We start from the raw sequence: 22,605 nt of genomic DNA, 5'->3' as shown, positions 1-22,605 counted from the left end.
TCACCATGATTCATCTCACCATGATTCATCTCACCATGATTCATCTCACCATGATTCATCTCACCATGATTCATCTCGCCATGGTTCATCTCGCCATGATTCATCTGGCTATGGTTCATCTCGCCATGATTTATCTCGCCATGGTTTATCTCGCCATGGTTCATCTCTCCATGATTCATCTCGCCATGATTCATCTGGCTATGGTCAGTACCTTGGTGGTGAGCACAATGGGCATCACTCTCCTGGCATTCCATACCCGACATCATGGTATGGGTTTCTGCCCACGTCATCGGAGCCAGCAGCCATCCTGCAAGCCAGCAGGCCTGTACCATCGGTTTGTTTGTGATCCTGGTTTTCATGCAATCACCACTTCGCGGAACATCCCCGCATCCATATGGAACATCAGGTGGCAATGCCAGGCCCAGCGGCCAATGGCATCAGCCGTTACCTGAAAGCTGATACGCTGGGATGGTTGTACCGGAATGGTGTGCAAGCGGGCCTGAAACTCGCCACGGTGGTTTTCCAGCTCGCTCCAGACTCCGTGCAAATGCATTGGATGAGTCATCATGGTGTCGTTATGCAGTGTCACCCGCACTCGCTCGCCATAACGAAAATGCACCGGAGTCGACTGTCCAAACTCGATCCCATCAAACGACCAGCTGTAGCGTTCCATATTGCCGGTCAGATGCAGTTCGATTTCGCGCTCAGGATCGCGCCTGTCCATGGCACCACCTAACGTGTGCAAGTCTGCCAGAGTTAACACGCGACGGCCGTTGTTACGCAAGCCAATACCGGGGTCATCCAGATTAGTGCGCGGTGTATCGACACGCATATCCACCTGCGGACCATATTCACTGCTGGCGTGATGCACCTTGGCAACCGGTGCTGCCATCGCCCCGAGATTCATGCCACCTGACATATCCCCCATCATGTCCGCCATGGTTAACCACTCAGGCTTATCCATCACCGGCACAGCTGTCGTGAGCCCAAATGCCGGGGACAAGGTGCCACGAGCATAGCCGGAGCGACCCATATTCTGGGCAAATATCGTGTAGGGCTCATCAGCTGGATGTACGATGACATCGTAGGTTTCACCCGGCCCAAAACGGAATTCGTCCACCGTTACCGGCTCCAGATCCTGTCCATCCGCCTGTACGACCGTGAGCTTCAAACCGGGAATACGAACATCGTAAAAGGTATTGCTGGAGCCATTGATAAACCGCAAGCGTACATGTTCACCGGGCTTGAACACACCGGTCCAATTACCCGCTGGCGCTGCGCCGTTCATCAGGTACGTAAAGGTTGCGCCAGAGGTATCGGCCAGGTCGGTCGGGCTCATACGCATGTCGTTCCACATTTTGCGCATGGCAAAGGCTTCGCTGAGACCATAACGCTTGGCGTCGCGAACAAAATCTGGCCCGGTGGGCTGACTGTAGTTGTAATAATCCGACTGGTTTTTCAGCTTGGCGAACACATCCATCGGGTTTTCGTCGGTCCAGTCCGACAGCACCACCGCCATCTCACGGTCGTAGTAGACCGGGTCTGACGCTTTCGGGCGCACAATAATTGCGCCGTACATCCCGGTTAATTCCTGAAAGCCGGAGTGCGAGTGATACCAGTACGTGCCGCTCTGTTGTACCTGGAACTGATAAACAAAGGTCTCTCCCGGCGCAATCCCCGCAAAGCTGATACCCGGCACACCATCCATCTGATACGGCAGAATAATGCCGTGCCAATGAATCGAGGTGCTCACAGCCAAGTCGTTACGCACCCGGATGGTGACCGTTTCGCCTTCTTGCCACACCAGTGTCGGCGCTGGAACCGAACCATTAATAGCCGTGGCCTTGCCGCGACTGCCGGTAAAATTCACCGCCAGTTCACTCACCACCAGATCAAACTGAGTGCCGGTCAGTACCTGCACTTGTGGATTGTTGCTGGCAGGCAAAGATCCCGCCCGGGCATTGCCCATGCCAGCCAAAGCGACGCCAGTTGCTAACCCTTGCACAAACCGTCGCCGTGATAACCCGCTGGCCGCAATGCCAGTGGGAGTCAGAATTTTCATCACTCTACCTCTGCACTCTTCCATTTTGTACAGAGTAACCAGCCACAGCTGACCCCCGGATGACCCGAACATGACAAAACCGTCATGTTCGGGTCATGTGTCTATCCGGCAGTTTTTTGTACACTGCCGGTAGATTCCAGAGAGCACCCCATGCGCCTACTCATTGTTGAAGACGAAACCAAAATCGGCGACTACCTCCATCAAGGCCTGACCGAAGCCGGCTTTAATGTTGTGCTGGCGCGCAACGGCCTCGATGGCCACCACCTCGCCATGACAGAAGCATTCGATTTATTGCTGCTGGATGTGATGCTACCGGACGTCAGCGGCTGGAAGATTTGCCAGTCGTTGCGAGAATCCGGTAACCAGACGCCGATTCTGTTTCTCAGCGCCCGCGACCGCATCGAAGACCGTGTCAAAGGACTGGAACTGGGCGCCGACGACTACCTGGTCAAACCTTTTGCCTTTGCCGAATTGCTGGCCCGAGTGCGTACTCTGCTGCGGCGCGGGTTACGCCCGGTACAAGAGACGTTGGCCGTCGCCGATCTGACCCTCGATACCCAGAAACGCATCGCCGTCCGGAGTCACCAGAAAATCCCTCTCACCAACCGCGAATTTGCCCTACTGGAACTGTTGGTCAGCCGCCAGGGAGAAGTGCTAACGCGCTCGCTGATTGCCTCTCAGGTATGGGATATGAATTTTGACAGTGATACCAACGTCATCGACGTCGCCATTCGCCGCCTGCGCCGTAAAATCGACGACCCGTTCGAACAACGACTGATTCATACCGTTCGGGGCATGGGCTATCGTCTGGACGATGAACAACATGATTAAACGGCCATTATCGCTGCAGTGGCGAGTCACACTACTGACCGCAGTGGTAATCAGCGCCGGGCTGATTTTGCTGGTCAGCATGGTACAGAATTCCATTCGCAGCCACTTTGCCGAACAAGACAGCCAGGAGCTGGCCCAGGCAGCCGCCGCCATACAACAGGTGTTCGATACCAGCCCCGACCGGGCCGAAGTCCAGGCAGGACAACCACTGCCCGCTCATGTTCAGCACCTGCTGGAACAAATCAGCCACAGCTATCATGGCATCTCGCTCCAACTGCTTGTAGAACGACCCTCGCAACCACTAACAACGCGCTATCACAGTGGTAATGCCAGTGTCAGCGACACCCTCTTACAACAACCCAGTGTTACCCACATTAACGCCAAGACACTGACTAACTGGCAACAAGAAGCTCGTCCTTACCGTGGGGTATTGGTTCACTTAACGTTACCCGCCACTTCCGACGACGCCACCTGGCTCTTGATGCTGGCAACTGATATGCGTTTTCACCTGCGTTTTCTTGATGACTTCCGCAACACCCTGTGGGCCATAGTGCTGGGCATCGGCCTGCTGACTCTGCTGGCTGTCTGGTTCAGTATTCATCAGGGCCATGCCCCTCTGCGCCAGATCAGTCAGCGCATTGCCCGCATCGACTCCGAACAGCTGAACAACCGCCTAGACCCCAACCAGGCCCCCTCCGAACTGGTGCCACTGATACAAGCGTTTAACGACATGCTATCGCGGCTGGAAACCGGCTTCGAACGGCTGTCCAATTTTTCCGCCGATATTGCCCACGAACTGCGTACCCCGCTCACCAATCTGATCACCCAAACCCAAGTCATGCTCGGGCAACCCCGTGATCTCAATGCCTACCGCGAGCTGCTGTATTCCAGCCTTGAAGAAGAAGAACGACTGGCCCGCATGGTCGCCGATATGCTCTGGCTTGCCAAAGCCGATAATGGCCTGCAAGGCATCCACCCGGAACCCATCAACCTGCAAGAAGACCTGCACGAGCTGATGGATTTTTTTGAAGCCTGGGCCGATGAACGACAGGTAAAACTCACGTTTACCCCCTCCGACTCCCCACCGCTGAGTGGCGACCGCAACATGATACGCCGTGCCATCAGCAACCTGCTGTCCAACGCCATACGCCATACCGAACCAGGGCACAGTGTTGCTGTTGAACTCCGCCACATCCAGCGCCAAAACCAGGCATACGCCCGTCTCGAGATCCACAACCCTGGCCCAGACATACCGGCAAAGCACCTGCCTCACCTGTTCGACCGCTTCTATCGCGCCGACACCGCACGCCAGAAACACCCCGACAGCAACCCCGACAGCACAGGACTGGGATTGGCCATCACCCACTCCATCATCAACCTGCACAAAGGTACCATTGGCGTACACTCCAGCCATGGCAACACCTGCTTCTACCTGGAAATACCTGCAAACCGGTAATCAGCCACTGCAAAGGTTTTCCCGCACGCCGGAATCCAGTACCATACGCGCCCCTGTCTCCTCATAGCTCAACAGGATAGAGCTTCCGCCTCCTAAGCGGATGATCGAGGTTCGAGTCCTCGTGGGGAGACCATCAAAAACCCAGTAAATTCAAGGCTTTGTGGCCGATTCGCTCCAGAATCATAGCGGTGTCAAAACCGCTCATAGTGTCAAACCGTGGCGGCTGTTTTCGCACTTTCCCGCGCTGTCGTGCAATGAGCATTTTCCGCCGCCAACCCGCGCCAGTGCTGGTTTGGTTGGTTTCCGTCTGCTGGCATCACCCGCTGGCCCGCGCTCACCGCTTCAGACCTATGTGTACTGCTTTATAATTACCAAGGGTGTAGAAATAGAGCTACCTTGATTTTACTTTTTGTTTGATCAGATCAGACTCTGATATTCCATCATCATTGACGCGGTATTGGGTAATCTGGGCTTGATGGCAACCAGATATTCAGAGGCGGTATAGGGTGGGTTTTTCAGGCGCTGGCGCATTTTCTTAACAGCTGAGCAAACAGCAGCGGGCGCCATATCAACCTGATACGCAATAAAGTCATCAGGGTCAGGGAGGTTCAGGCCAGTAATCAGCGATTCATACTCCATCACAAGGGCGTCGTCCGTATATTGATCCACCAGCTCACGAATCCTCTGCAATTGGGCCATTGGCATTCCCGAGTTTTCATGAAGATTACGAATCCATTCATCATGAATCTGCTCACTCCAATGTGCCTTGAAAATACGTTTAGCCGCCAAACTCATCAGCAAATCACGCAGTCCTTGTGGATACAGGACACAGGCGTCCAGAACGACGCGAAACTGGCTCATCAGAAATCCATTCCAGCGTCTTGAGAGAGCGCCGACAATTTATCCAAAGCCTTACCACGGGCTTCATCAACCTGCTTTCGGTAATCCATTACATCAGTCAGTTTTACCCGGCGATGGCTGCCCACCTTGCGATATGGGATGTCTCCCTGTTCCAGTAACTTCACCAGATGCGGACGACTGACACTCAATAATTCAGCCGCTTGCTGGGTACTGATTTCCTGATGAATCGGAACCAGACTGATGGCATTGCCTTGGGAAACCTGAGTCAACACAGTGAGCATCAGGTTCATAATGTTGCCTGGCAGCACCAGTTCGTTGCTGCTGCCAGAGCTGCCCTGAATGGTCATACGAACCCGGTCATCATCGGAATAATTGGCCAACGCCTGCGCCAGTACCCGGCTGGAGTCCTTGGCCTGTTCGCTGTCTTCGGCAGTCGGCAGGGTCAGCTGCTGAAGAATACGTGAGTAGACTCCGGCCAAGTTCGGCGGTACCTGTCGAGTGATATCAAGCTCAACCACAAACGACTGATACCGGCCATCTGCCAGATTCACCAGGCCCATAAATACTGTCCGGAATTGGCTGACCACTGCAACAAGACACAACGAGTGGAACCGGACCCTACGGGCACGGATAGATCCCACGGGTACAGATAAAGCCACCCAGCAAACGTGAGTACCGGCTAGCGGCCAACACCCTGTTATGGATGTAATTCCCCCATAATCCGCTGCCAGGCGATATCCAGCCAGTTCACGTCCTTGATGGAGGTATGACGGGCATCGGCTTCGATGGTGATGTCAAAGCTGTTGTACCAGTCGGTTGGGGGGCCAACGTAAACCGGGTCCAGCGCATAGCCGCGATCCCGGAACTGGTCGGCGGTGATGTCGACAATCAGGTCGTTGATTCTGAGCCAGGCGTGGGAGTAGATTTCGTGGTCTCGACCTCCTGCCCGACCGGAGCAGTAGTCGGCAATCACGCCGGTTTGTTCAAACAGGTAGGTAGCCAGGACATTGGAAGTATCACCACAACAACCTGCCGGAAAGTCCCGAAATACCAGACCAATAAATTCTTCGCGGGGCACTGCTTCTATTGCACGCCGAAACTGTTGTGCCAGCCGGTACAGAGTCGCGTGGTCGGGCGCTACAGCCGCCATCATCAGCCCTCCACTAAAACCAGGTTTCTTTACTCTATGATAAATAATGTAAAGGAATTAGCGTTTTTTGTACAAGTGTTAAGACAACATCCCAAGCCATTATCGATGGTTTTTGTAAACCATTACCGGTTTGTTTCTCCGCGCAGGACAACCCGGTTGGTACTCCCGCCAACCGGCCTGCGGTTTTATACCTTTTGCATCAGCTGGGTCACCAGCCGTCCCAGGGTTTCGAGAGCCTGAATAACGGTATCGTCCCATGGCCGGGCAATATTCAGACGCAGGTATTGTTCAAACCGCTCACTGTTGGAAAACAGGCTACCGGGCACAATGCTGATGGACTGTTCACGAGCAAGGTGAAACAACAACCCGGACGAAACGCCATCAGGTAGCTGTATCCAAAGGCAATAACCTCCCAGCGGCTGGGAGATCAGGGTCTGGGGTGGAAAAAACTGCTGTAGCGCATTCTGGAACCGCACCCGGTTGCTGCTGATGGTTTGCCGTAATTTCCGTAGATGCCGGTCGTAGTGTCCTTGTTGCAAGTAAGAGTGGATCGTCTCTTGTGAGAGGCTACACGCAGAAAAAGTAGTGAATATCTGTTGTCTGACAACGCCATCAAAATGACGGCCCGGTATACACCAGCCGATTCTCAGCCCTGCCGACAAGGTTTTTGAAAACGAAGAGCAGTACATTACCCGGCCATCGGTATCCCAGGCCTTGAGGGCAGTACAGGCACCGTCCAGGCCGGTGATGGCAGTAACCTGACCACTACCATGTTTGTGACTGGCGGATTGTGTGAGGTGAGACAGTTCGCCGTAAATATCGTCTTCCAGCAAATCGATATCATAGCGACGCGCCATCGCCACCAGCTGTTTTTGTCGTGCCACAGGCATCACCGCACCATGTGGATTGGAGAACCGTGCGGTGAGCAAGAGCAGCTTGATTGGCCATTGGCTCAATGCCAGTTCCAGTGCTTCCAGGCTGACGCCGGTAGCCGGGTCGGTGGGGATTTCCAGTACTTTGAGGCCCAGCAGTTCTGCCAGCTGTAAAAAGCCGTAATAACAAGGGGACTCGACCGCAATCAGATCCCCTGGGTGCGTGCTGGCTCGCAAACACAGTGTCAGTGCATCCACACAGCCATGGCTGATCACGATGTCATCGGCGTCGCAGAAGACACTGGCATCCCGCATCCGAATCGCCAATTGTTGGCGCAGGCCAATATGACCAGGTGAAAACTGGTAGGCCAATACCTCGCTTAACTGGTAACGGCTGACTTTTTGAATATGTTGCTGCAACTGGCGCTGAGGCATCAGTGAAGCGTGCGGAATAGTAGCACCCAGATTAATCCGGCCGGGGTGATTCAGTTGATCCAGTACATCACTGATCAGCTCCGACTTGGTCACGGCCGATGGTATTGCTTCTGGCGATGAGACCGGCATCCGGATCACATTGGCCTGATCCATGCCAGCATGGCTGGAGCGGACATAATAACCGGACTGGGGACGGGCCAATAACCAGCCCTGGTCTTCCAGCCAGCCATAAGCCTGGCTCACGGTGGATATACTGACACCCCGCAAACCACTCATCTTGCGCACACTGGGCACCTTGTGTCCCACCGGATATATCCCGCTGCGAATATCGTTACTGAGGGCATCGGCCAGCTGCTGATAAAGAGGCTTGTCCAAGGTGCGTTCGAGCATATCGACTCCTGATGTTGTGTTGCCGCATCAATCACAACCAGCATAGCGGTACTGTCGAGTTAACGACCAGTACAGTTCACTCTCAATTGACCAGTTCAGTTAACTGTACAGGTTATCTGTACTGGTTGTTCATTACCGTTGTGACGCTAATCCTCCCTACCAGACTACGGCATGATGAGCAGGTTCTTCACCCACTCTGCCGAGGTGTTTATGGCTCTGTTCTTGTCACATCGTTCCGAATCGCTCTTGTTGCCTTCCGTGTCCTGGAAGCTGTCTGCTCGATCTGTAGTAGCAGGCCATATTGGCGTACATCCCAAAGCGATCCAATACGTAACTCTGGTGGCAGCCGCGGGCATGATGTGGGTGGGTGTCCGATTGGCTCTGACCCTGTTGTCGGCAGAATCAGTGGCTTTGGGGGCCAGTACCTTGCTGGGTACTCTGGCGCTGTTGCAGGTGCTGTTACTACGACTGCCATTACCGGCAGCGGCCAACTGGCCATGGCTGGGACTGACTTCCATATTACTGGGCTGGTTGCTGCCGGTATTACTGCTCCAGCTGATAACCAGCGTCACCTTTGGTTGGCTGTTACTGGTTATTCTGGCGGGCAGTGTTCTGTATACCCTGTGTTCACAGCTGCTGTTGTTTGATCGCCCAGCCACTCTGATTGCCTGGAATATGCTGTTGTGCTTACCCTTGTCAGCATTATGCCTGAGCCAGGCGTTGGAGCAGCCGTTGGCATCGTCACTGCCTCTGATGGCATCTCCCGCCGGACTGTTCGGAGTGGTGGTGCTGGGAGCAGGCTACTGGTGGTTCTGGGCCGTGCTGCTCAGGACCGACAAGCCGGTATATCGTTCATAACCGGCCGGGCAGCAGCCAATGCTGCTGCCCACTCATATCTCTCTGGTTGGCTCCTGTCCCCTCTCTCTGTACTCCTTTCTGCAACTCCTCCCTGCAATTCCTCTGTGTCCCCGTCTTTGGCCACTTGGTTATCAACATGACGGGATCCTCTGCTGTCTGTTTTTTGATCTTTACCGTTTTTGATTCACATCAATCCTTTAGTCACAGAACCATTCGAAAATCCCAACATAAAAGCCAAAAACATTTGATAGTCATTATCATTAATATTAGCATAAAGATGTAAACACCTTCAGGAATTGTAATCATGGATCAACTGCAGACTTTTATTCATTCATTAGGAGGGCCAGTCAATGCTATTTTGCTGGTGCTTTCTTTTGTGGCCAGCACGCTGATTCTGGCCAAATTATGGCAATTTTTCCGTCACCGCTCAGGCTCCAAGAGTCGGGTTAATGAGGCGCTGAACCACCTGGCCAACGGAGAGCAGTCACAGGCCTTGCTGGCGACCCGCAATCACCCGGCCCCCAGTCTGGCGCTGATTGGCAAATTTCTTGAGCTGAGAAAAACCCCCTCATTACCTGAAGCGGCACTGCGTGAAGAAACCCTGCGTCTGGCCCGAATTGAAGTCGGCAAGCTGACACAAGGCCTGCGGCCTTTGGAAGTGATCGCCAATATCGCACCGCTGCTCGGCCTGTTTGGTACGGTACTGGGCATGATCGAAGCGTTTCAGGCTATGGAAGCGGCCGGCTCCAAGGTTGATCCTGCCGTCCTGTCTGGTGGTATCTGGCAGGCCCTGCTCACCACTGCTGGCGGTTTGGCCGTTGCGATTCCGGTCTCCATGATCCACAGCGCGCTGGAACGTAAATCAGAGCTGCAAACCGGTGAACTGCAAGATGTGATCGACCGTCTGTTCTTCTTGCATGCCACCCAGAAGCTGGATGCCGATACCGCACCGGCTTCTTATGAACTGGCGGCCCAACGCGCATGAGCAGTCTGGCCATCACGCCACGCCGGGCTCGCCCCATCAGCCTGACTGCGCTGATTGATGTGGTGTTTATTCTGCTGATGTTTTTTATGCTGACATCCAGTTTTACCCAGTGGCTGACGATGCCACTGGCATCACAGTCAGCCAGTAGCGAACCGGCCGAAACGGAAGAACTCCCCCAGTTACTGGTACTTCATCAGGATGGTGCCGTTACGCTGGCGCAAGACAAGCCCACCCGCTTTACCGCGCTGGAGCAAGCACTGGAGCAGGTGAACCACAGCAACAGCCTGGTTGTGCTGCCAGAGGCTGATATTCAGGTACAGCGTATTGTAGAAGTGATGACCACCTTGTCCGCTCTGGATCTGCCTGCGGTCACACTCGGGCAAACATTACCTGGCGATGAAACCGACGCGGCAGCTGCCAGCAGTCACTCAGACCTGCCTCCGGAGTAAGGCCCCATGCTACAAAATACAACTCTGCTTCCTGCCCGCAAGGCACGAAATAGCGATGACAATATGATTCCATTAATCAATATTGTGTTTTTATTGCTGATTTTTTTTATGGTCGCCGGGCAAATCAAAGCCATGCCTAATGCCGACCTGATACTGCCCAAAGCCTTGCTGAACGAAGAAGATGCCCACTCAGAGATGCGGCTTGAAGTGGCGCAACAAGGAACCTTGACTCTGGATGGTACGCCTTGCACACCAGAAGAGCTGGCGACCCGACTACAGGCTCTGAGTGATCATGCCGCCATATCGGTCGGGATTTTTGCCGATCAACGAGCGACAGCTGCCTCCCTGGAGCAAGCGATGGCGGTGCTGCGCCAGTACTCATTCCAGTCGGTACGCCTGTACGCTGAAGCACCGGAAGGAAACTCATGAGTCTGACGCGAAAACACTGGCTGGGCGCATTAACCGTCGCCGCTACTTTGCATGCCTCGGCTGTTTATATGTTGCTGTTTTACACGCCGGCCGTTGCCGAAGGCGACGCCATGTCGAGCGGTGAATCCGGTATCGATGTCAATATGGGTATGCTGGGCAGCTACGCCAATGCCACAGAACGGCTGGTGCAACCAGAACCAGAACCAGAACCGGTAGTACCTCCGAAGCCAAAACCCAAGCCGAAGCCAAAACCCAAGCCGAAACCAGAAGTGATCAAGGTGCCAGAACCTGCGCCGGAACCTGAGGTTCCGACGTTCAAGGTCGCACCTCAGGAAGAGCTGACACCGGAACCGGAAGTCGAGCCGGAACCAGAGCCAGAAGTTGAACCGGAGCAGGAAGAAGTACCGGAACAGGAAGCCGAGCAAGAAGAAACCGAATCAGAGCCGAGCACTCAGCCACCTTCTGCAGCAGCACACTCGCAGAATAAGGAAAATAACTCGGATACCACGTCAGCAGAAGCAACCGGCCACTCCAACCAACAGCATGCCGGGGGCACACCAGGCCAGGCACAAAACTATATTGCCAGTATTCAGCGTTGGCTTAACCGTTTCCAGAAATATCCCAAGGTTGCCAAAAGGCGGAAACAGGAAGGTGTCGTCAAGTTGCAGTTTACGATCGATCGTAACGGTCAGGTAATCAGCTCTGGAATTTATGAGTCGTCAGGTTATCCAGCCCTGGATAAGGCCGCTTTGGCAATGCTGTCGCGAGCAAATCCATTACCCGGCATCCCGGATGATTTTTACCCGGAAAGAAGCACCTTGCCGCTGGTAATTCCAGTCGACTATTCGCTGATTAACTCCTACCGGTAATGATCGGATTCAGAATAACGGACGGTTGCGTCCGTTTGAATCATTGCTTGCCGTGACCAATACCACCTTCTGTGTCTATTGGTCTGGCTCCATCCCTGTTGATTGAATCTTTAAAACCGGCTCTGTCCGTGTCGTTAATCGGCTCCGTCCTTGCTTATTGAATCTTTAAAACCGGCTCTGTCCATGTCCGTTGGCCCGGTTTCATATCCGTTATGCTTATCCGGTGCCAGTTGGCGGATGCAAGCGTTCGAGCTCTTTGGCGGGCATGGGGCGTTCAAACAAGAACCCCTGCAACTGATCGCACTCCTTGAAGCGCAGGATTTCCGCCTGCATTCGGGTTTCTACACCTTCGGCAGTTACGGTCATACCAAGGCTTTTGGCCATCGCGATCACGGCAGATACAATTTTCTGGCTGCCATCATCATCCACAATATCCTTGATAAACTGCTTGTCGATCTTGAGCTTATCAATAGGAAGCTTGCGCAAATACGACAACGAGGAATAACCCGTACCAAAATCATCCATCGCCAGGCTATAGCCGTTTTCTTTCAACCGGTGCAGCTGCCGAATCACCTGGGTAGCGCCGTGCAGGATAAATCCTTCGGTGATTTCCAGCTCGATATTACTCGCGGTACAGCCGCTTTCTTCGATCATGGCCATAACGTCGGTCGCAAATTCCGGGCGTTTGAGAAAACCACCAGACAGGTTGATGGCCATCTTGCCGTAAATAACCCCGGAGTTGTTCCAGTCCATGGCTTGTTGGCTGGCGGTGCGCACAACCCAGTTTTCCAGCTCGGCCATCAGGCCCATTTTTTCGGCGACGGGTAAAAATTCTTCCGGTGAGATTTCACCGCGCTCAGGATGCTGCCAGCGTACCAGCGCTTCTACGCCCTGCAGTTGACCCGTTCTGGTATCCACCTGCGGCTGATAGACAAGCTTCAGCTCGTTTTCCTGGATAGCCCGATGCAACTGATATTCGGTTTTCAGAATATCCCGCGACATCGAATCGGTATCTTCGTTAAAGAAGAAACAACGGTTTTTGCCAGACTCCTTGGCTTGATACATGGCCATATCACTCTTGCGCAACAGTGTTGCCGCATCACAGCCATCATCCGGATAAATACAGATACCGATGCTGGCAGTCACTCGCACGGAATCATTTTCGATCACAAAAGCCGACGACAAACGTCGGGTCAGCTTGCTCAATACTGCCCGGGCGGCATCGGCCTGACCAATACCTTCCAGCAACACAACAAATTCATCGCCACCCAGGCGAGCCACCACGTCTTCACCCCGTAACTCTTCTTTCAAGGCATCCGCGACTTGCTTCAGTAATTGATCACCGGCCCGGTGCCCCAGGCCATCATTGATGTATTTGAAATTGTCGAGATCAATAAACAGCAGGGCAAATTTTTCCCGGTGCCGTTTGGCGCGGCTGATGGCGGCATCGATCGATTCCTGCAACATCACCCGATTGGGCAAGCCGGTCAGGGCATCATGGTAGGCTTGATGTTCCAGCTGGACATAGGCATCACGAATTTCGCTGATATCAGCAAAAGAAAATACATAATGGCTTCGACGCCCTCTGATATCACGCACACTGCTGATCGACAAGCGGACCGGACACAGCGCTCCCGACAAGGTCAAGGCTTGCCACTCTCCTCCCCAATGATCGGCATCTTCGACGTATTGCTGTAATGACAGGCCGCCAGGCTCCATTCGCTCCAGTAAAAAGATATCCGGGGTGGCACCGGTAACCTTCTCTTCCGACAGCCCGCACAAGCGGGTAAACATGCTATTGACGTGTTCCACTTTCCAGTGGGCATCGGTGATTACCATGGCTTCTCCCGCTTCCCGGAAAGCACTGGCGTAGTGACGCAGCCGTTTTTCCTTTTCCAGACGATCAGTGATGTCGACTACCGTCGCGGATACCCGGATGCCATCATCAGACTCTACCGGGCTAAGGCTGATCTCCACGTCAATCAGATGGCCATCACGATGCTTGCCGTGGATATGCTTGTTCTTGGCCATTGTTCGACGCCCGGACTGGCCGATATCCGCCGTGTATGGGTCCGGATAAAACAGCATCTCGTTGTCCGGTGCCAGGATCTCCATCGGTTGACCAAGCAGCTCCCCTTTATGGTATCCAAACAGCTCATCCAGAGCCGGGTTGGTCATCAGAATCAGGCCGTTACCATCCACAATCAGGATGCCGTTGACATTACCATTAACCAGATTCTGTGCCTGGGCACGTGCGTGGGTGAGATCGGCTGACATATCACGCAGGCGCTCCGACTCCTGTAGCTGCAGAGCGACATTGGCATGGCGATGACGAAAATACATAAAGGCCAGCAACAGATCCCAGATCACTATCCCGACCGAGATACATCCAATCCAGACATAGAGGCTCTCGTTACTGACCAGTTGTGCCTGCTCTTCACTGGAAATAAAACTGACCAATATCAGTTTGGGGGCATGGCGATAATCCATCGCGTCCGAATCACCCCATTGCCGCTCACCGATATCGGCGACATCCCAAATCCAGATACCTTCAGGCTCCACCAGGGTACCGGATACTTGCTGCTCCATGGCGCGCCAGGCGGCCTCCGAACTGTCCCGGATGCGTTTGGGGTTGCCAAACATAAAGCCCCATTCATCCTGGGGGTTGAAACCTTTTAGCCAGTCGCCGTTACGATTGGCCATTAACAATGAGTTGTGGGCGGTACTGTGTTCCAACCATTCAAACATCGGGGTCAGGCTGTCATTAATGATCACAATGCCACGATCTTTGCCTGTGCTATCAAATACCCGAATGGCGGCCCGGATCATGGGCCGGAACGGCCGTTCGACTTCGCCGTACTCCACGTTCAGATCGATAGGGGAAAAATACACACTGCCAGCCGATACCTTGATGGCATCCTGGAAGTAGTAACGATTTGATTTGTCTTGCAACTTGGCGGTGGGAACATGCTGGATACTGCGGCCAAAGCGCTGCAGGCGCACCCGTTCAATACCCTTTTCATCTATCCATCGGGCCTGATAATAAGAGATGTGTCGGTTGGCGACGCCAAACAGAATGTCTGACATCCGGGTGTTGGCATCCTCTTGCGCCAAGGCGGCCTTCAGGGCTGGCTCCTGGGCCAGAGAACGTAACAAATCGCCGGTGTTGGCCATATATCCGGACAGCTGTGAACTGACCAGCTGCACCTGCCGTTCTTCATGGCGTTGCTTGTCGTAAACAATCCGCTCGTTCCAGATGGAGGTAATCCCCCATCCGGTGACAGCCGTCACCACGGAAACCAGTAGCAGCGACAGAAAAACATGTTTACGGACCATCTGCTTTTACTCCCTGAACGTCCACGCGTGTGCAGACATATTATTATATTTCCGTACAACAACTGTATAACGTTCGCATAGGAAATGTACAGAATATAATCAATCAGTCAGGGGCTACAATATTTCTCAGCGGCCATGCTCCGCTACCGACTGTTCGCTTTTAGAGTTTATCAACGCAGCTACCAATAAAGAATAGTAATAATTACTGGAAGCAGTACCCGTTGGCAGAAAATGGCACCCGTTCGGGATATTGGCCTCACTGGCCAAATCACAGAACGGGTTGATCGTTTTACTTGGCGCTGGCCAGATTATCCAGATAACGTTCGGCATCCAGTGCCGCCATGCAGCCGGTCCCAGCAGAGGTAATGGCTTGGCGATAAATGTGATCCGATACATCACCGGCGGCAAACACGCCCTCTACGCTGGTTTGAGTGGCATTACCATGGCTGCCAGTCTGAACTTTCAGGTAGCCGCCTTCCATATCCAGCTGGCCTTCAAAAATACCGGTGTTGGGTGAATGGCCAATGGCAATAAAGATACCATCCAGGGCAATATCGGTCTTTGCATCGGTATCACGATGTTTGATACGCATACCGGTGACGCCCATATCATCACCCAGGACTTCATCCAGCTCGCTGTTCCAGTGAATGGTGACATTGCCGTTAGCGGCTTTGTCGAGCAGCTTGTCGGCGAGGATTTTTTCTGAGCTGAAGCTGTCACGACGGTGAACAACAATGACCTCAGAGGCGATATTGGCAAGGTACAAGGCTTCCTCAACAGCAGTATTACCACCACCAATCACCGCTACCGGTTTTTTGCGATAGAAAAATCCGTCGCAGGTGGCACAAGCCGATACACCCTTGCCCTTGAAGGCTTCTTCGCTTTCCAGACCAAGGTAACGGGCGCTGGCACCGGTGGCGATAATCAGAGCATCACATGTGTATTCACCGCTATCACCCTGCAGTACAAACGGACGTTGATCCAGTTTGACCGTGTGAATCTGGTCAAAAACAATTTCGGTATCAAAACGCTCGGCATGGGCTTTCATGCGCTCCATCAGCTCCGGCCCTTGCACTCCGGCAGTATCACCCGGCCAGTTATCAACCTCAGTGGTGGTGGTCAGCTGCCCTCCCATTTGCATGCCGGTAATCATTACCGGGTTCAGATTGGCGCGCGCAGCATATACCGCGGCGGTATAACCAGCAGGGCCAGAACCTAGGATTAACAGTTTTACGTGGCGTGACGAGCTCATACAAAAATCTCCAGAAGGGAAACCCGCCGACGATGTCTACATCGTCCGGCGATAAATCGGAATACAGACACTTGGTACTTGGTACTTGGTACTTGGTACTTGGTACTTGGTACTTGGTAATGGGGGCAAGCTTATCGGTTGCCAAGGCGGCGGTTCAATAGTATTTGCCAATTACAGGGCGCTTTTCTCAATCAAATATTTTTCCCGCCCCCAAACCTTGCCCGTAACCATTAACGGTTATGGCCTCGACCAGCCTTGATGCGTTTCACTTGCGCTATTTTCCTGCCATCAGCTGCCCCGGTAACGCCTGATCAGCCAAAGTGACAAGGTGGCCATGATCCACAGATTTGGCTTCCGGGGCTTGGCAAGATCAACAGCAAAGGCCATAGTAATTGCACTACTCACAGAGGGAGGGACACATTGCCAGTCGACCTGTCTATATCTGCGGCTCCGTATCACCATCAGGAATCGTACTGTTTGTTTTCCCTGCCAGCCGGTGTTGATGATACGGCTGCATTCGCTACCCCGACCACTTATCCATTACCTCCGACGTCATCTGCCACGTCACCTTGTCCATCCGGCCAATCCCCGGAACGCATCACCACAGACTCACCGCTTGCTTCTCTGAACCTGAAACCAGGAGAGTGTTTTTATGGCCGCGCGCAAAACTGCTACCAAGCTGTATGTTCTGGATACCAACGTGCTGATTCACGACCCCAGTGCCATTCATCAATTTGAAGAACACCAGGTCGTTATTCCCATGACGGTACTGGAAGAACTCGACAAGCTGAAAATGGGCAAAGCTGCCATCGCCACCGATTGCCGGGAAGCGATACGACAAATTGATCGTATTATTGGCAAAGCCAGCCCGACCGAGATTGCCAAAGGAGTACCGATAAAGCGGGCCGATGGCAAGTCACTCGGTTCGTTTTCCATTCTGCTGGATACCTTTGATAGCCGTCACGCGCCCTTATCCCGGGAGATGAACGACAACAAAATCATCAATGGCCTGATCGCTCTGCAGGAAAAATCTCCCCACCGCGACATTATTCTGATCACCAAAGACATCAATATGCGCCTCAAGGCACGGGGCTGTGGTATCGGTGCACAGGACTATCAGAACGACCAGATGCTGTCGGATGTGTCGCTGCTGGAAACCGGCTACCACACCTATGCCGATTCATTCTGGGACAGCCAGACCCAGGTCAACAGCTTCCATGATGCCACCGGGACTTTCCACCGTATTCCGCGAGGCCATTTGCCTGACGAACTGTATCTCAATCATTTTATCCTTGATGAAAGCGGCTTTGTCGGCAAGGTGGTGGATCTGGACAACGACATGGCGGTATTGCACGACTTGCCGGTGGAGCAACTGATGTCTCAGGTAGCCTGGGGACTGCGTCCACGGGACCTGCCCCAGGCGCTGGCATTACATCTGTTGCTCGATCCGTCGGTCTCGCTGGTAACGCTCAGTGGTCAGGCCGGTTCCGGCAAAACCATTCTGGCACTGGCCGCCGCCATTGAAATGACCGTCGCCACCCAGCAGTTTCGCCGGATTATCGCCACCCGCAGCACCCGAGGTCTGGACGAGGATATTGGTTATTTGCCCGGCACCGAGGCGGAAAAAATGGAGCCATGGCTCGGCGCCATCACCGATAACCTTGAAGCCCTGCATTACGAAGATGAGCACGCCACCAGCAGCGTCGATTATATTTTGCAAAAAGTGCCGTTGCAGTTTAAATCGCTGAATTATATTCGTGGCCGCAGCTTCCAGCACAGCCTGATCCTGATCGATGAATGCCAGAACCTGACCCCTCACCAAATGAAAACCATCATTACCCGCGCAGGTTCCGGCAGCAAGGTGGTCTGTCTGGGTAATCTCGCCCAGATCGACACGCCATACCTGACCCCTGTCAGTTCTGGCTTGACCTATCTGATAGAGCGCTTCAAGGCCTTTGACCAGGGCGGTACCATTCATCTGCAAGGGTCGCCGCGTTCGCCTCTGGCGGAATATGCAGAAACCCATCTCTGATGGGGCTTTCCACCGTCATATACAGCAGGACAGCGGGCTGATAAGCCCGCATGTACCAAACGGTTTTTTCAGACTGTCGATGGCCGCTGCCTAGCGATAAGCAGATGACAGCCAGCGTCAGAAACGTATGCTGTAGCCGAATTTTTTTACCGGATATCAAGATGATCAAACGTGTTGCTATTTATTGTGGTTCCCGCCTGGGGAATGACCCGGCCTATGCCGCTGCCGCAACAACATTAGCCACTTTTCTCGCCCAGCAAGGCATTGGCATTGTCTATGGTGGCAGTCAATCAGGGCTGATGGGAATAGTCGCCAATGCGGCGCTGGCAGCCGGTGGGGAAGTGATTGGTGTTATGCCTGGGGTACTCGGGCAACAGGAAAGAATCCACACCGGTCTGACACAAATACACCACGTACACAGCATGCATGAACGCAAGGCACTGATGGCCGACCTGGCCGATGCCTTTGTGGCTTTACCCGGTGGTATCGGCACCCTGGATGAATTGGTCGAAGTCTGGTGTTGGGCCAACATCGGTGATCACAACAAGCCTTGTGCCTGTTTTGATGTTGACCAGTTCTGGCAGCCGTTTTTTGACTTGCTGACGCATATTCGCCAGCAAGGATTTGCCCATCAAAGCGGAGAACTGTTGCGGGCCAGCGAACCAGCCCTCTTGCTGCAACAGCTTGAGCACTATGCGTTGGCGGGTTCCGGCTCGGGAGCGGGTTCTTCCAGTAAATGACGGCTTTCTGCCGCAAAACCGGCACCGACTTCCAGATAGTAGTTAAAGACGACATCCACTCCCAGGTCGATCAGTTCCTGGCATTCATCGTCGTAACGGGCCACGGCAGAAATCTTGCCGGTATAACCGGACAGGCGCAGCATCTCCAGCGTGCTCTTCATTTCCAGTTGTGCCGGTAACGCCATCATCACCAGACGGATATCGTTACGAGCAGCGCCAATACTTTCCCAGAACTCCATATCGTCCGCATCTCCGACCACCACGTTCAGGCCTTTACTTTTCAGATAGGCGATACGTTCAGGGTCAGACTCCACCCCACAGATACGGTTGCCATACTCAGCTTCCATCGCACGGTAAGCACCCTTGCCAACCCGACCCATGCCCAGAATAAGCACCTCGGCCTGTACCGGCGTTTCGTAGGTTGAGTGCGCTCCCGGGCGCTCATAACGGTTGATCTGTTCCTTGCGCCGCGCATAAATATGGTGGGCGCGGCGATACACGGCAGTACTGAGTACAAACGATAGCGACATGGAAACCGCCAGAATCACCAGCCAGTCGTTACTCAACCAGCCATTGTCCACGCTCAGGTGCGCCACAATCAGTCCGAACTCGCTGAAGTTGGTTAACGCCAGAGCACTCAGATATGACGTCCGTCCTGAAATCTTGAATTTCAGCATCAAGACAAAAAACAGACCGAACTTCACGATCAACAATGAGGTTAACAGCAGCACCGGCAAGGCCATATCTAGGGTTGGCAAGGCAGTAAAGCCGATCGACAGAAAGAACCCGATCAGGAATAGATCCTTGAACCCCATCAATGCCTTGTAGATTTCAACCGACTTGCTGTGAGAAGCCAGCAGCACACCGATCAGCAAAGCCCCCAGATCACCTTTCATATGCACCAGCGAGAACAGCTCCGATCCCCCCAACGCCAGAAAGAAGCCCAGCAAAGGCAATAACTCATCGTGACCAACCCGGCTGACCAGACGATGCAGCATGGGTTTCAGCAGCCATAAGCCCAGCAAACCAAACGCCATGATCGATGGAATCTTGCCAGTTGAGGCCACCAGGAAAATAACCGCAACAATATCCTGAATGACCAGAATCCCGACCACAATCTTGCCATGGCGGGCCTTCAGCTCAGAGGCTTCTTCCAGCATCTTGATAACACAAACGGTCGAAGAAAAACTCAGGGCAAAACCGATCAACGCCTGAGTCTGCCAGGGGATTTCCAGATAATGGCTGATACCCAGCCATCCCAGCAAAGACACCACCCCAACCAGCAATAACGTCCAGAGACTGGTATGCAGCACACTGGTTGCCCATACTTCGGTTTTTAACAACGCCTTGACGTTCAGCTTCAGGCCAATGGTAAACAGCATCAGGGTAATGCCCAGATCCGCTAGCCGGTTCAAGACCGAATCCGGTTCCATACCCACGGCATTCAACCCAAACCCGGCCAACAAATACCCTACCAATGGTGGCATGCCTACCTGCTTGACGACAAAGCCACATAAAAATGCCACCAGAATCCAGACAAAATCCATTCTTGCTCCTTTAAATGCTCCAGCAAAGCACAACTGCTGCCAGTGGCAAGAATACCAGCCGAAGCACTTTATTTCGCCACCGTGCCATCAGCAAAACCCCAAATCGTCTGACAATAACAGGGGTGTTCCCTATTCCAGCAGGTACAAATGGTGTACTGACCTGGCGCAGCGCCAGCTTTCGGCGCCAGTAGCCGGTCGATTCCGATTCCGCTACAGTCCAACACCACCCCACCTGCTTAATCCGATGCCAGAGGTTAAACGATTATTTTGCTCGATATTCTTTATCTTGATGACCATTTGGTGGCCATTAACAAACCCAGTGGCTTGCTGGTACATCGCAGTGATATTGACCGCCACGAAACCCGTTTTGTCTTGCAGCTACTGCGCAACCAGCTAGGTCAGCGGGTTTATCCGGTGCATCGGCTGGACAAACCAACGTCCGGGGTTCTGGTGTTTGCACTTTCCAGTGAGATAGCCAGCCAAATTGCTGATCAATGGCGGGAACGTGTGATCGATAAACGCTACCTGGCGATTGTGCGTGGTTATATGCCCGAGTATGTACACCTCGACTACGCCATGAGTCCGCCGATTGATAAATACGCCAAACAGCCAGTAATAAAACCACCACAAGAAGCCATTACCGACTTCCGTTTATTGGCCACCATCGAGCTGGATGTCGAGATCGACAAGTATCCGCAATCCCGTTACTCACTGGTTGAAGCCATGCCGAAAACCGGGCGCAAGCATCAGATTCGCCGTCACCTGAAACATCTGAGCCACCCTATTATTTGTGATGCCCGTTATGGCAAGGGGCGTCACAGTCGCTACTTTCGTGACCATCTCAATGCCGGACGCTTGTTGCTCCACGCCTGGCAACTCCATATGACACACCCTGTCACACAACAGCCACTGGTGTTTACTGCTCCGCTGGATAACGTCTGGTGGTCACTGGTGCAGCGCTTCCAGTGGCAAGCACAGCTACCGGAGTTGCTCGCCGCAACCTTACCTGAGGATAACAAGGAGCGGACATCGGTCTGAGATTCTGCATCCTACTCCCCAAAGTTGTGCACATTTTTGCCTGAATCAGAAGTTGTGCACAGCCTTGCAGAAAACAACCTCAGATCAAGCCTATTATCCACTGGCGATGACCTTTGAAGGCGTGTTGTCAGGCCATTTTTTTTCCTGAATGGTAAAAATAACCGATAATTTGCCTTGACGACCGGTTACCCACAGAATCTGTGGATAAATCTGAGGACAATTTCTTTAAAAGTACCTGCAAGCCGCACCAATACTGGCTTTTCCTTAAATTGTTCGGTTTTGAACCAAAAACAAAAACTCTTATATTTCAATAAGATAGCAATATATCGGTTTTTTTGAAGACACTTGTTGACTTTTATCGATGATGGAAATGACGGTTTTATGACTATGTGAATAACGCCTGTTAGAAAATATTGACGTGTCATTTTTAAAAAAAATCACTGTCAAGACTTGCAAGCTGTCATTCCTTGGTTAATTTCAAAATACCCAATCAAAAACCGGGAACAAGTCTGTGGATAATTACGGGGATAATTTTCTGGAATTTGAAATTGACAGCTGCCATTTTTGGAGTATCAAGACACATCTTTTTCAGCTTATAAAAAATACTTGCTTTTCAAGGTCTTAGGTACCGACTCCGAGTGCTTGTCAAGTACTGCATCCAAAAACTGTCCATGACGACCATGATGGTCTATGTGAGTAATTCATCAAGCCAGTGCGAACAGCGACGGTATTCTCTGCTGATTCTGTACCAATTATTTGAAAATACACTTGACGTCATCAGGCTGTCGATTTAGCCCACTGCCACTTCATCCACAGTTTCTGTGGATAATTGTGTGAATATCATCTTTAAAAGCGCTGCAGAGCCAGTCAGGGCAACGGTCCCGCTAATTTGTTCATTTTTTAACCAGCAAGAAAGACATGTTACCCACAGACACAGACAAAGCTTTGATTCGGTAACAGTCAAGCCTCAGCAGTAAAAAATATCATGGATATAAGCAGCGGCTATAAGAATT

The 22,605-nt window shown here is 52.8% G+C and carries 18 protein-coding genes, 1 tRNA gene and 1 pseudogene; 11 read left to right on the top strand and 9 right to left on the bottom strand.

The window, feature by feature from the left end; all coding sequences use genetic code 11:
* Nucleotides 1-290, bottom strand: a pseudogene (locus tag Q8W32_RS12975) (hypothetical protein); the annotation flags it as partial.
* 65 nt (nt 291-355) lie between these two features.
* Nucleotides 356-2,062, bottom strand: coding sequence for a copper resistance system multicopper oxidase (locus Q8W32_RS12970; protein WP_305415248.1), 1,707 nt, complete (start codon nt 2,060-2,062; stop codon nt 356-358).
* Nucleotides 2,063-2,212: 150 nt separating this feature from the next.
* Here Q8W32_RS12970 and Q8W32_RS12965 point away from each other — a divergent pair, with 150 nt between their 5' ends.
* The 3 genes from Q8W32_RS12965 to Q8W32_RS12955 all read left to right on the top strand — a co-directional run bounded on the left by Q8W32_RS12965 (nt 2,213) and on the right by Q8W32_RS12955 (nt 4,482).
* Nucleotides 2,213-2,893 carry a heavy metal response regulator transcription factor gene (locus Q8W32_RS12965; RefSeq protein ID WP_305415247.1) on the top strand — a complete coding sequence of 227 codons (681 nt, stop codon included), beginning with the start codon at nt 2,213-2,215 and terminating at the stop codon, nt 2,891-2,893.
* Complete coding sequence (locus Q8W32_RS12960) at nt 2,886-4,349, top strand: heavy metal sensor histidine kinase (RefSeq protein WP_303432388.1); 1,464 nt, start codon at nt 2,886-2,888, stop codon at nt 4,347-4,349. The genes Q8W32_RS12965 and Q8W32_RS12960 overlap by 8 nt, the downstream gene beginning before the upstream one ends.
* Nucleotides 4,350-4,406: 57 nt before the next feature.
* A tRNA-Arg gene (locus Q8W32_RS12955) sits at nt 4,407-4,482 on the top strand.
* A gap of 284 nt (nt 4,483-4,766) precedes the next feature.
* Here the strand turns inward: Q8W32_RS12955 and Q8W32_RS12950 are convergent.
* The 4 genes from Q8W32_RS12950 to Q8W32_RS12935 form a co-directional block, all read right to left on the bottom strand.
* On the bottom strand, nt 4,767-5,210 hold the full coding sequence (locus tag Q8W32_RS12950) for a PIN domain-containing protein (RefSeq protein ID WP_305415245.1): 444 nt from the start codon (nt 5,208-5,210) through the stop codon (nt 4,767-4,769).
* Nucleotides 5,210-5,770 (bottom strand): helix-turn-helix domain-containing protein, encoded by a 561-nt coding sequence (locus tag Q8W32_RS12945; RefSeq protein ID WP_305415243.1) that lies wholly within the window; start codon nt 5,768-5,770, stop codon nt 5,210-5,212. Before Q8W32_RS12945 ends, Q8W32_RS12950 begins: the two co-directional genes overlap by 1 nt.
* A 137-nt stretch (nt 5,771-5,907) precedes the next feature.
* A complete protein-coding gene (locus Q8W32_RS12940) occupies nt 5,908-6,363 on the bottom strand; it encodes a hypothetical protein (protein WP_303432395.1) in 456 nt (151 codons plus the stop codon).
* Nucleotides 6,364-6,545: 182 nt separating this feature from the next.
* On the bottom strand, nt 6,546-8,057 hold the full coding sequence (locus Q8W32_RS12935) for a PLP-dependent aminotransferase family protein (protein ID WP_305415242.1): 1,512 nt from the start codon (nt 8,055-8,057) through the stop codon (nt 6,546-6,548).
* Between the two features lie 171 nt (nt 8,058-8,228).
* Here Q8W32_RS12935 and Q8W32_RS12930 point away from each other — a divergent pair, with 171 nt between their 5' ends.
* The 5 genes from Q8W32_RS12930 (at nt 8,229) to Q8W32_RS12910 (ending at nt 11,647) form a co-directional block, all read left to right on the top strand.
* On the top strand, nt 8,229-8,915 hold the full coding sequence (locus Q8W32_RS12930; protein ID WP_305415241.1) for a hypothetical protein: 687 nt from the start codon (nt 8,229-8,231) through the stop codon (nt 8,913-8,915).
* 304 nt (nt 8,916-9,219) lie between these two features.
* A complete protein-coding gene (locus Q8W32_RS12925) occupies nt 9,220-9,900 on the top strand; it encodes a MotA/TolQ/ExbB proton channel family protein (RefSeq protein ID WP_303432402.1) in 681 nt (226 codons plus the stop codon).
* Nucleotides 9,897-10,349: a biopolymer transporter ExbD gene (locus tag Q8W32_RS12920; protein WP_303432404.1), complete on the top strand. Its 453-nt coding sequence runs from the start codon at nt 9,897-9,899 to the stop codon at nt 10,347-10,349. The genes Q8W32_RS12925 and Q8W32_RS12920 overlap by 4 nt, the downstream gene beginning before the upstream one ends.
* Before the next feature lie 6 nt (nt 10,350-10,355).
* Nucleotides 10,356-10,778, top strand: a complete 423-nt coding sequence (locus tag Q8W32_RS12915) for a biopolymer transporter ExbD (protein WP_303432405.1) — start codon at nt 10,356-10,358, stop codon at nt 10,776-10,778.
* A complete protein-coding gene (locus Q8W32_RS12910; protein ID WP_305415239.1) occupies nt 10,775-11,647 on the top strand; it encodes an energy transducer TonB in 873 nt (290 codons plus the stop codon). Before Q8W32_RS12915 ends, Q8W32_RS12910 begins: the two co-directional genes overlap by 4 nt.
* A gap of 216 nt (nt 11,648-11,863) precedes the next feature.
* Here Q8W32_RS12910 and Q8W32_RS12905 read toward each other — a convergent pair whose 3' ends face one another.
* Together Q8W32_RS12905 and trxB are read right to left on the bottom strand one after the other, a co-directional pair.
* Entirely contained in the window at nt 11,864-14,983 is a 3,120-nt protein-coding gene (locus tag Q8W32_RS12905; RefSeq protein WP_305415238.1) for an EAL domain-containing protein, read from the bottom strand.
* A gap of 289 nt (nt 14,984-15,272) precedes the next feature.
* A complete protein-coding gene (gene trxB, locus Q8W32_RS12900; RefSeq protein WP_303432412.1) occupies nt 15,273-16,235 on the bottom strand; it encodes a thioredoxin-disulfide reductase in 963 nt (320 codons plus the stop codon).
* A 652-nt stretch (nt 16,236-16,887) separates the two neighbouring features.
* Here trxB and Q8W32_RS12895 point away from each other — a divergent pair.
* Both Q8W32_RS12895 and Q8W32_RS12890 read left to right on the top strand, forming a co-directional pair.
* Nucleotides 16,888-18,267, top strand: coding sequence for a PhoH family protein (locus tag Q8W32_RS12895; protein ID WP_305415237.1), 1,380 nt, complete (start codon nt 16,888-16,890; stop codon nt 18,265-18,267).
* 161 nt (nt 18,268-18,428) lie between these two features.
* Nucleotides 18,429-19,007, top strand: a complete 579-nt coding sequence (locus tag Q8W32_RS12890; RefSeq protein ID WP_305415236.1) for a TIGR00730 family Rossman fold protein — start codon at nt 18,429-18,431, stop codon at nt 19,005-19,007.
* On the opposite strand, the gene Q8W32_RS12885 is transcribed toward Q8W32_RS12890, so the two are convergent.
* Nucleotides 18,959-20,554, bottom strand: coding sequence for a cation:proton antiporter family protein (locus tag Q8W32_RS12885; protein ID WP_305415235.1), 1,596 nt, complete (start codon nt 20,552-20,554; stop codon nt 18,959-18,961). The genes Q8W32_RS12890 and Q8W32_RS12885 overlap by 49 nt on opposite strands.
* Before the next feature lie 267 nt (nt 20,555-20,821).
* On the opposite strand from Q8W32_RS12885, the gene truC reads away from it, so the two are divergent.
* The gene (gene truC, locus Q8W32_RS12880) at nt 20,822-21,592 is read left to right on the top strand and encodes a tRNA pseudouridine(65) synthase TruC (protein ID WP_305415234.1); all 771 of its coding nucleotides are present in this window, start codon (nt 20,822-20,824) and stop codon (nt 21,590-21,592) included.
* Nucleotides 21,593-22,605 lie beyond the last annotated feature (1,013 nt).

The organism is Oceanobacter sp. 3_MG-2023 (genome assembly GCF_030688925.1).
Taxonomy (GTDB): domain Bacteria; phylum Pseudomonadota; class Gammaproteobacteria; order Pseudomonadales; family Oceanobacteraceae; genus Oceanobacter.
This window is presented reverse-complemented; position numbering and strand designations above follow the sequence as displayed.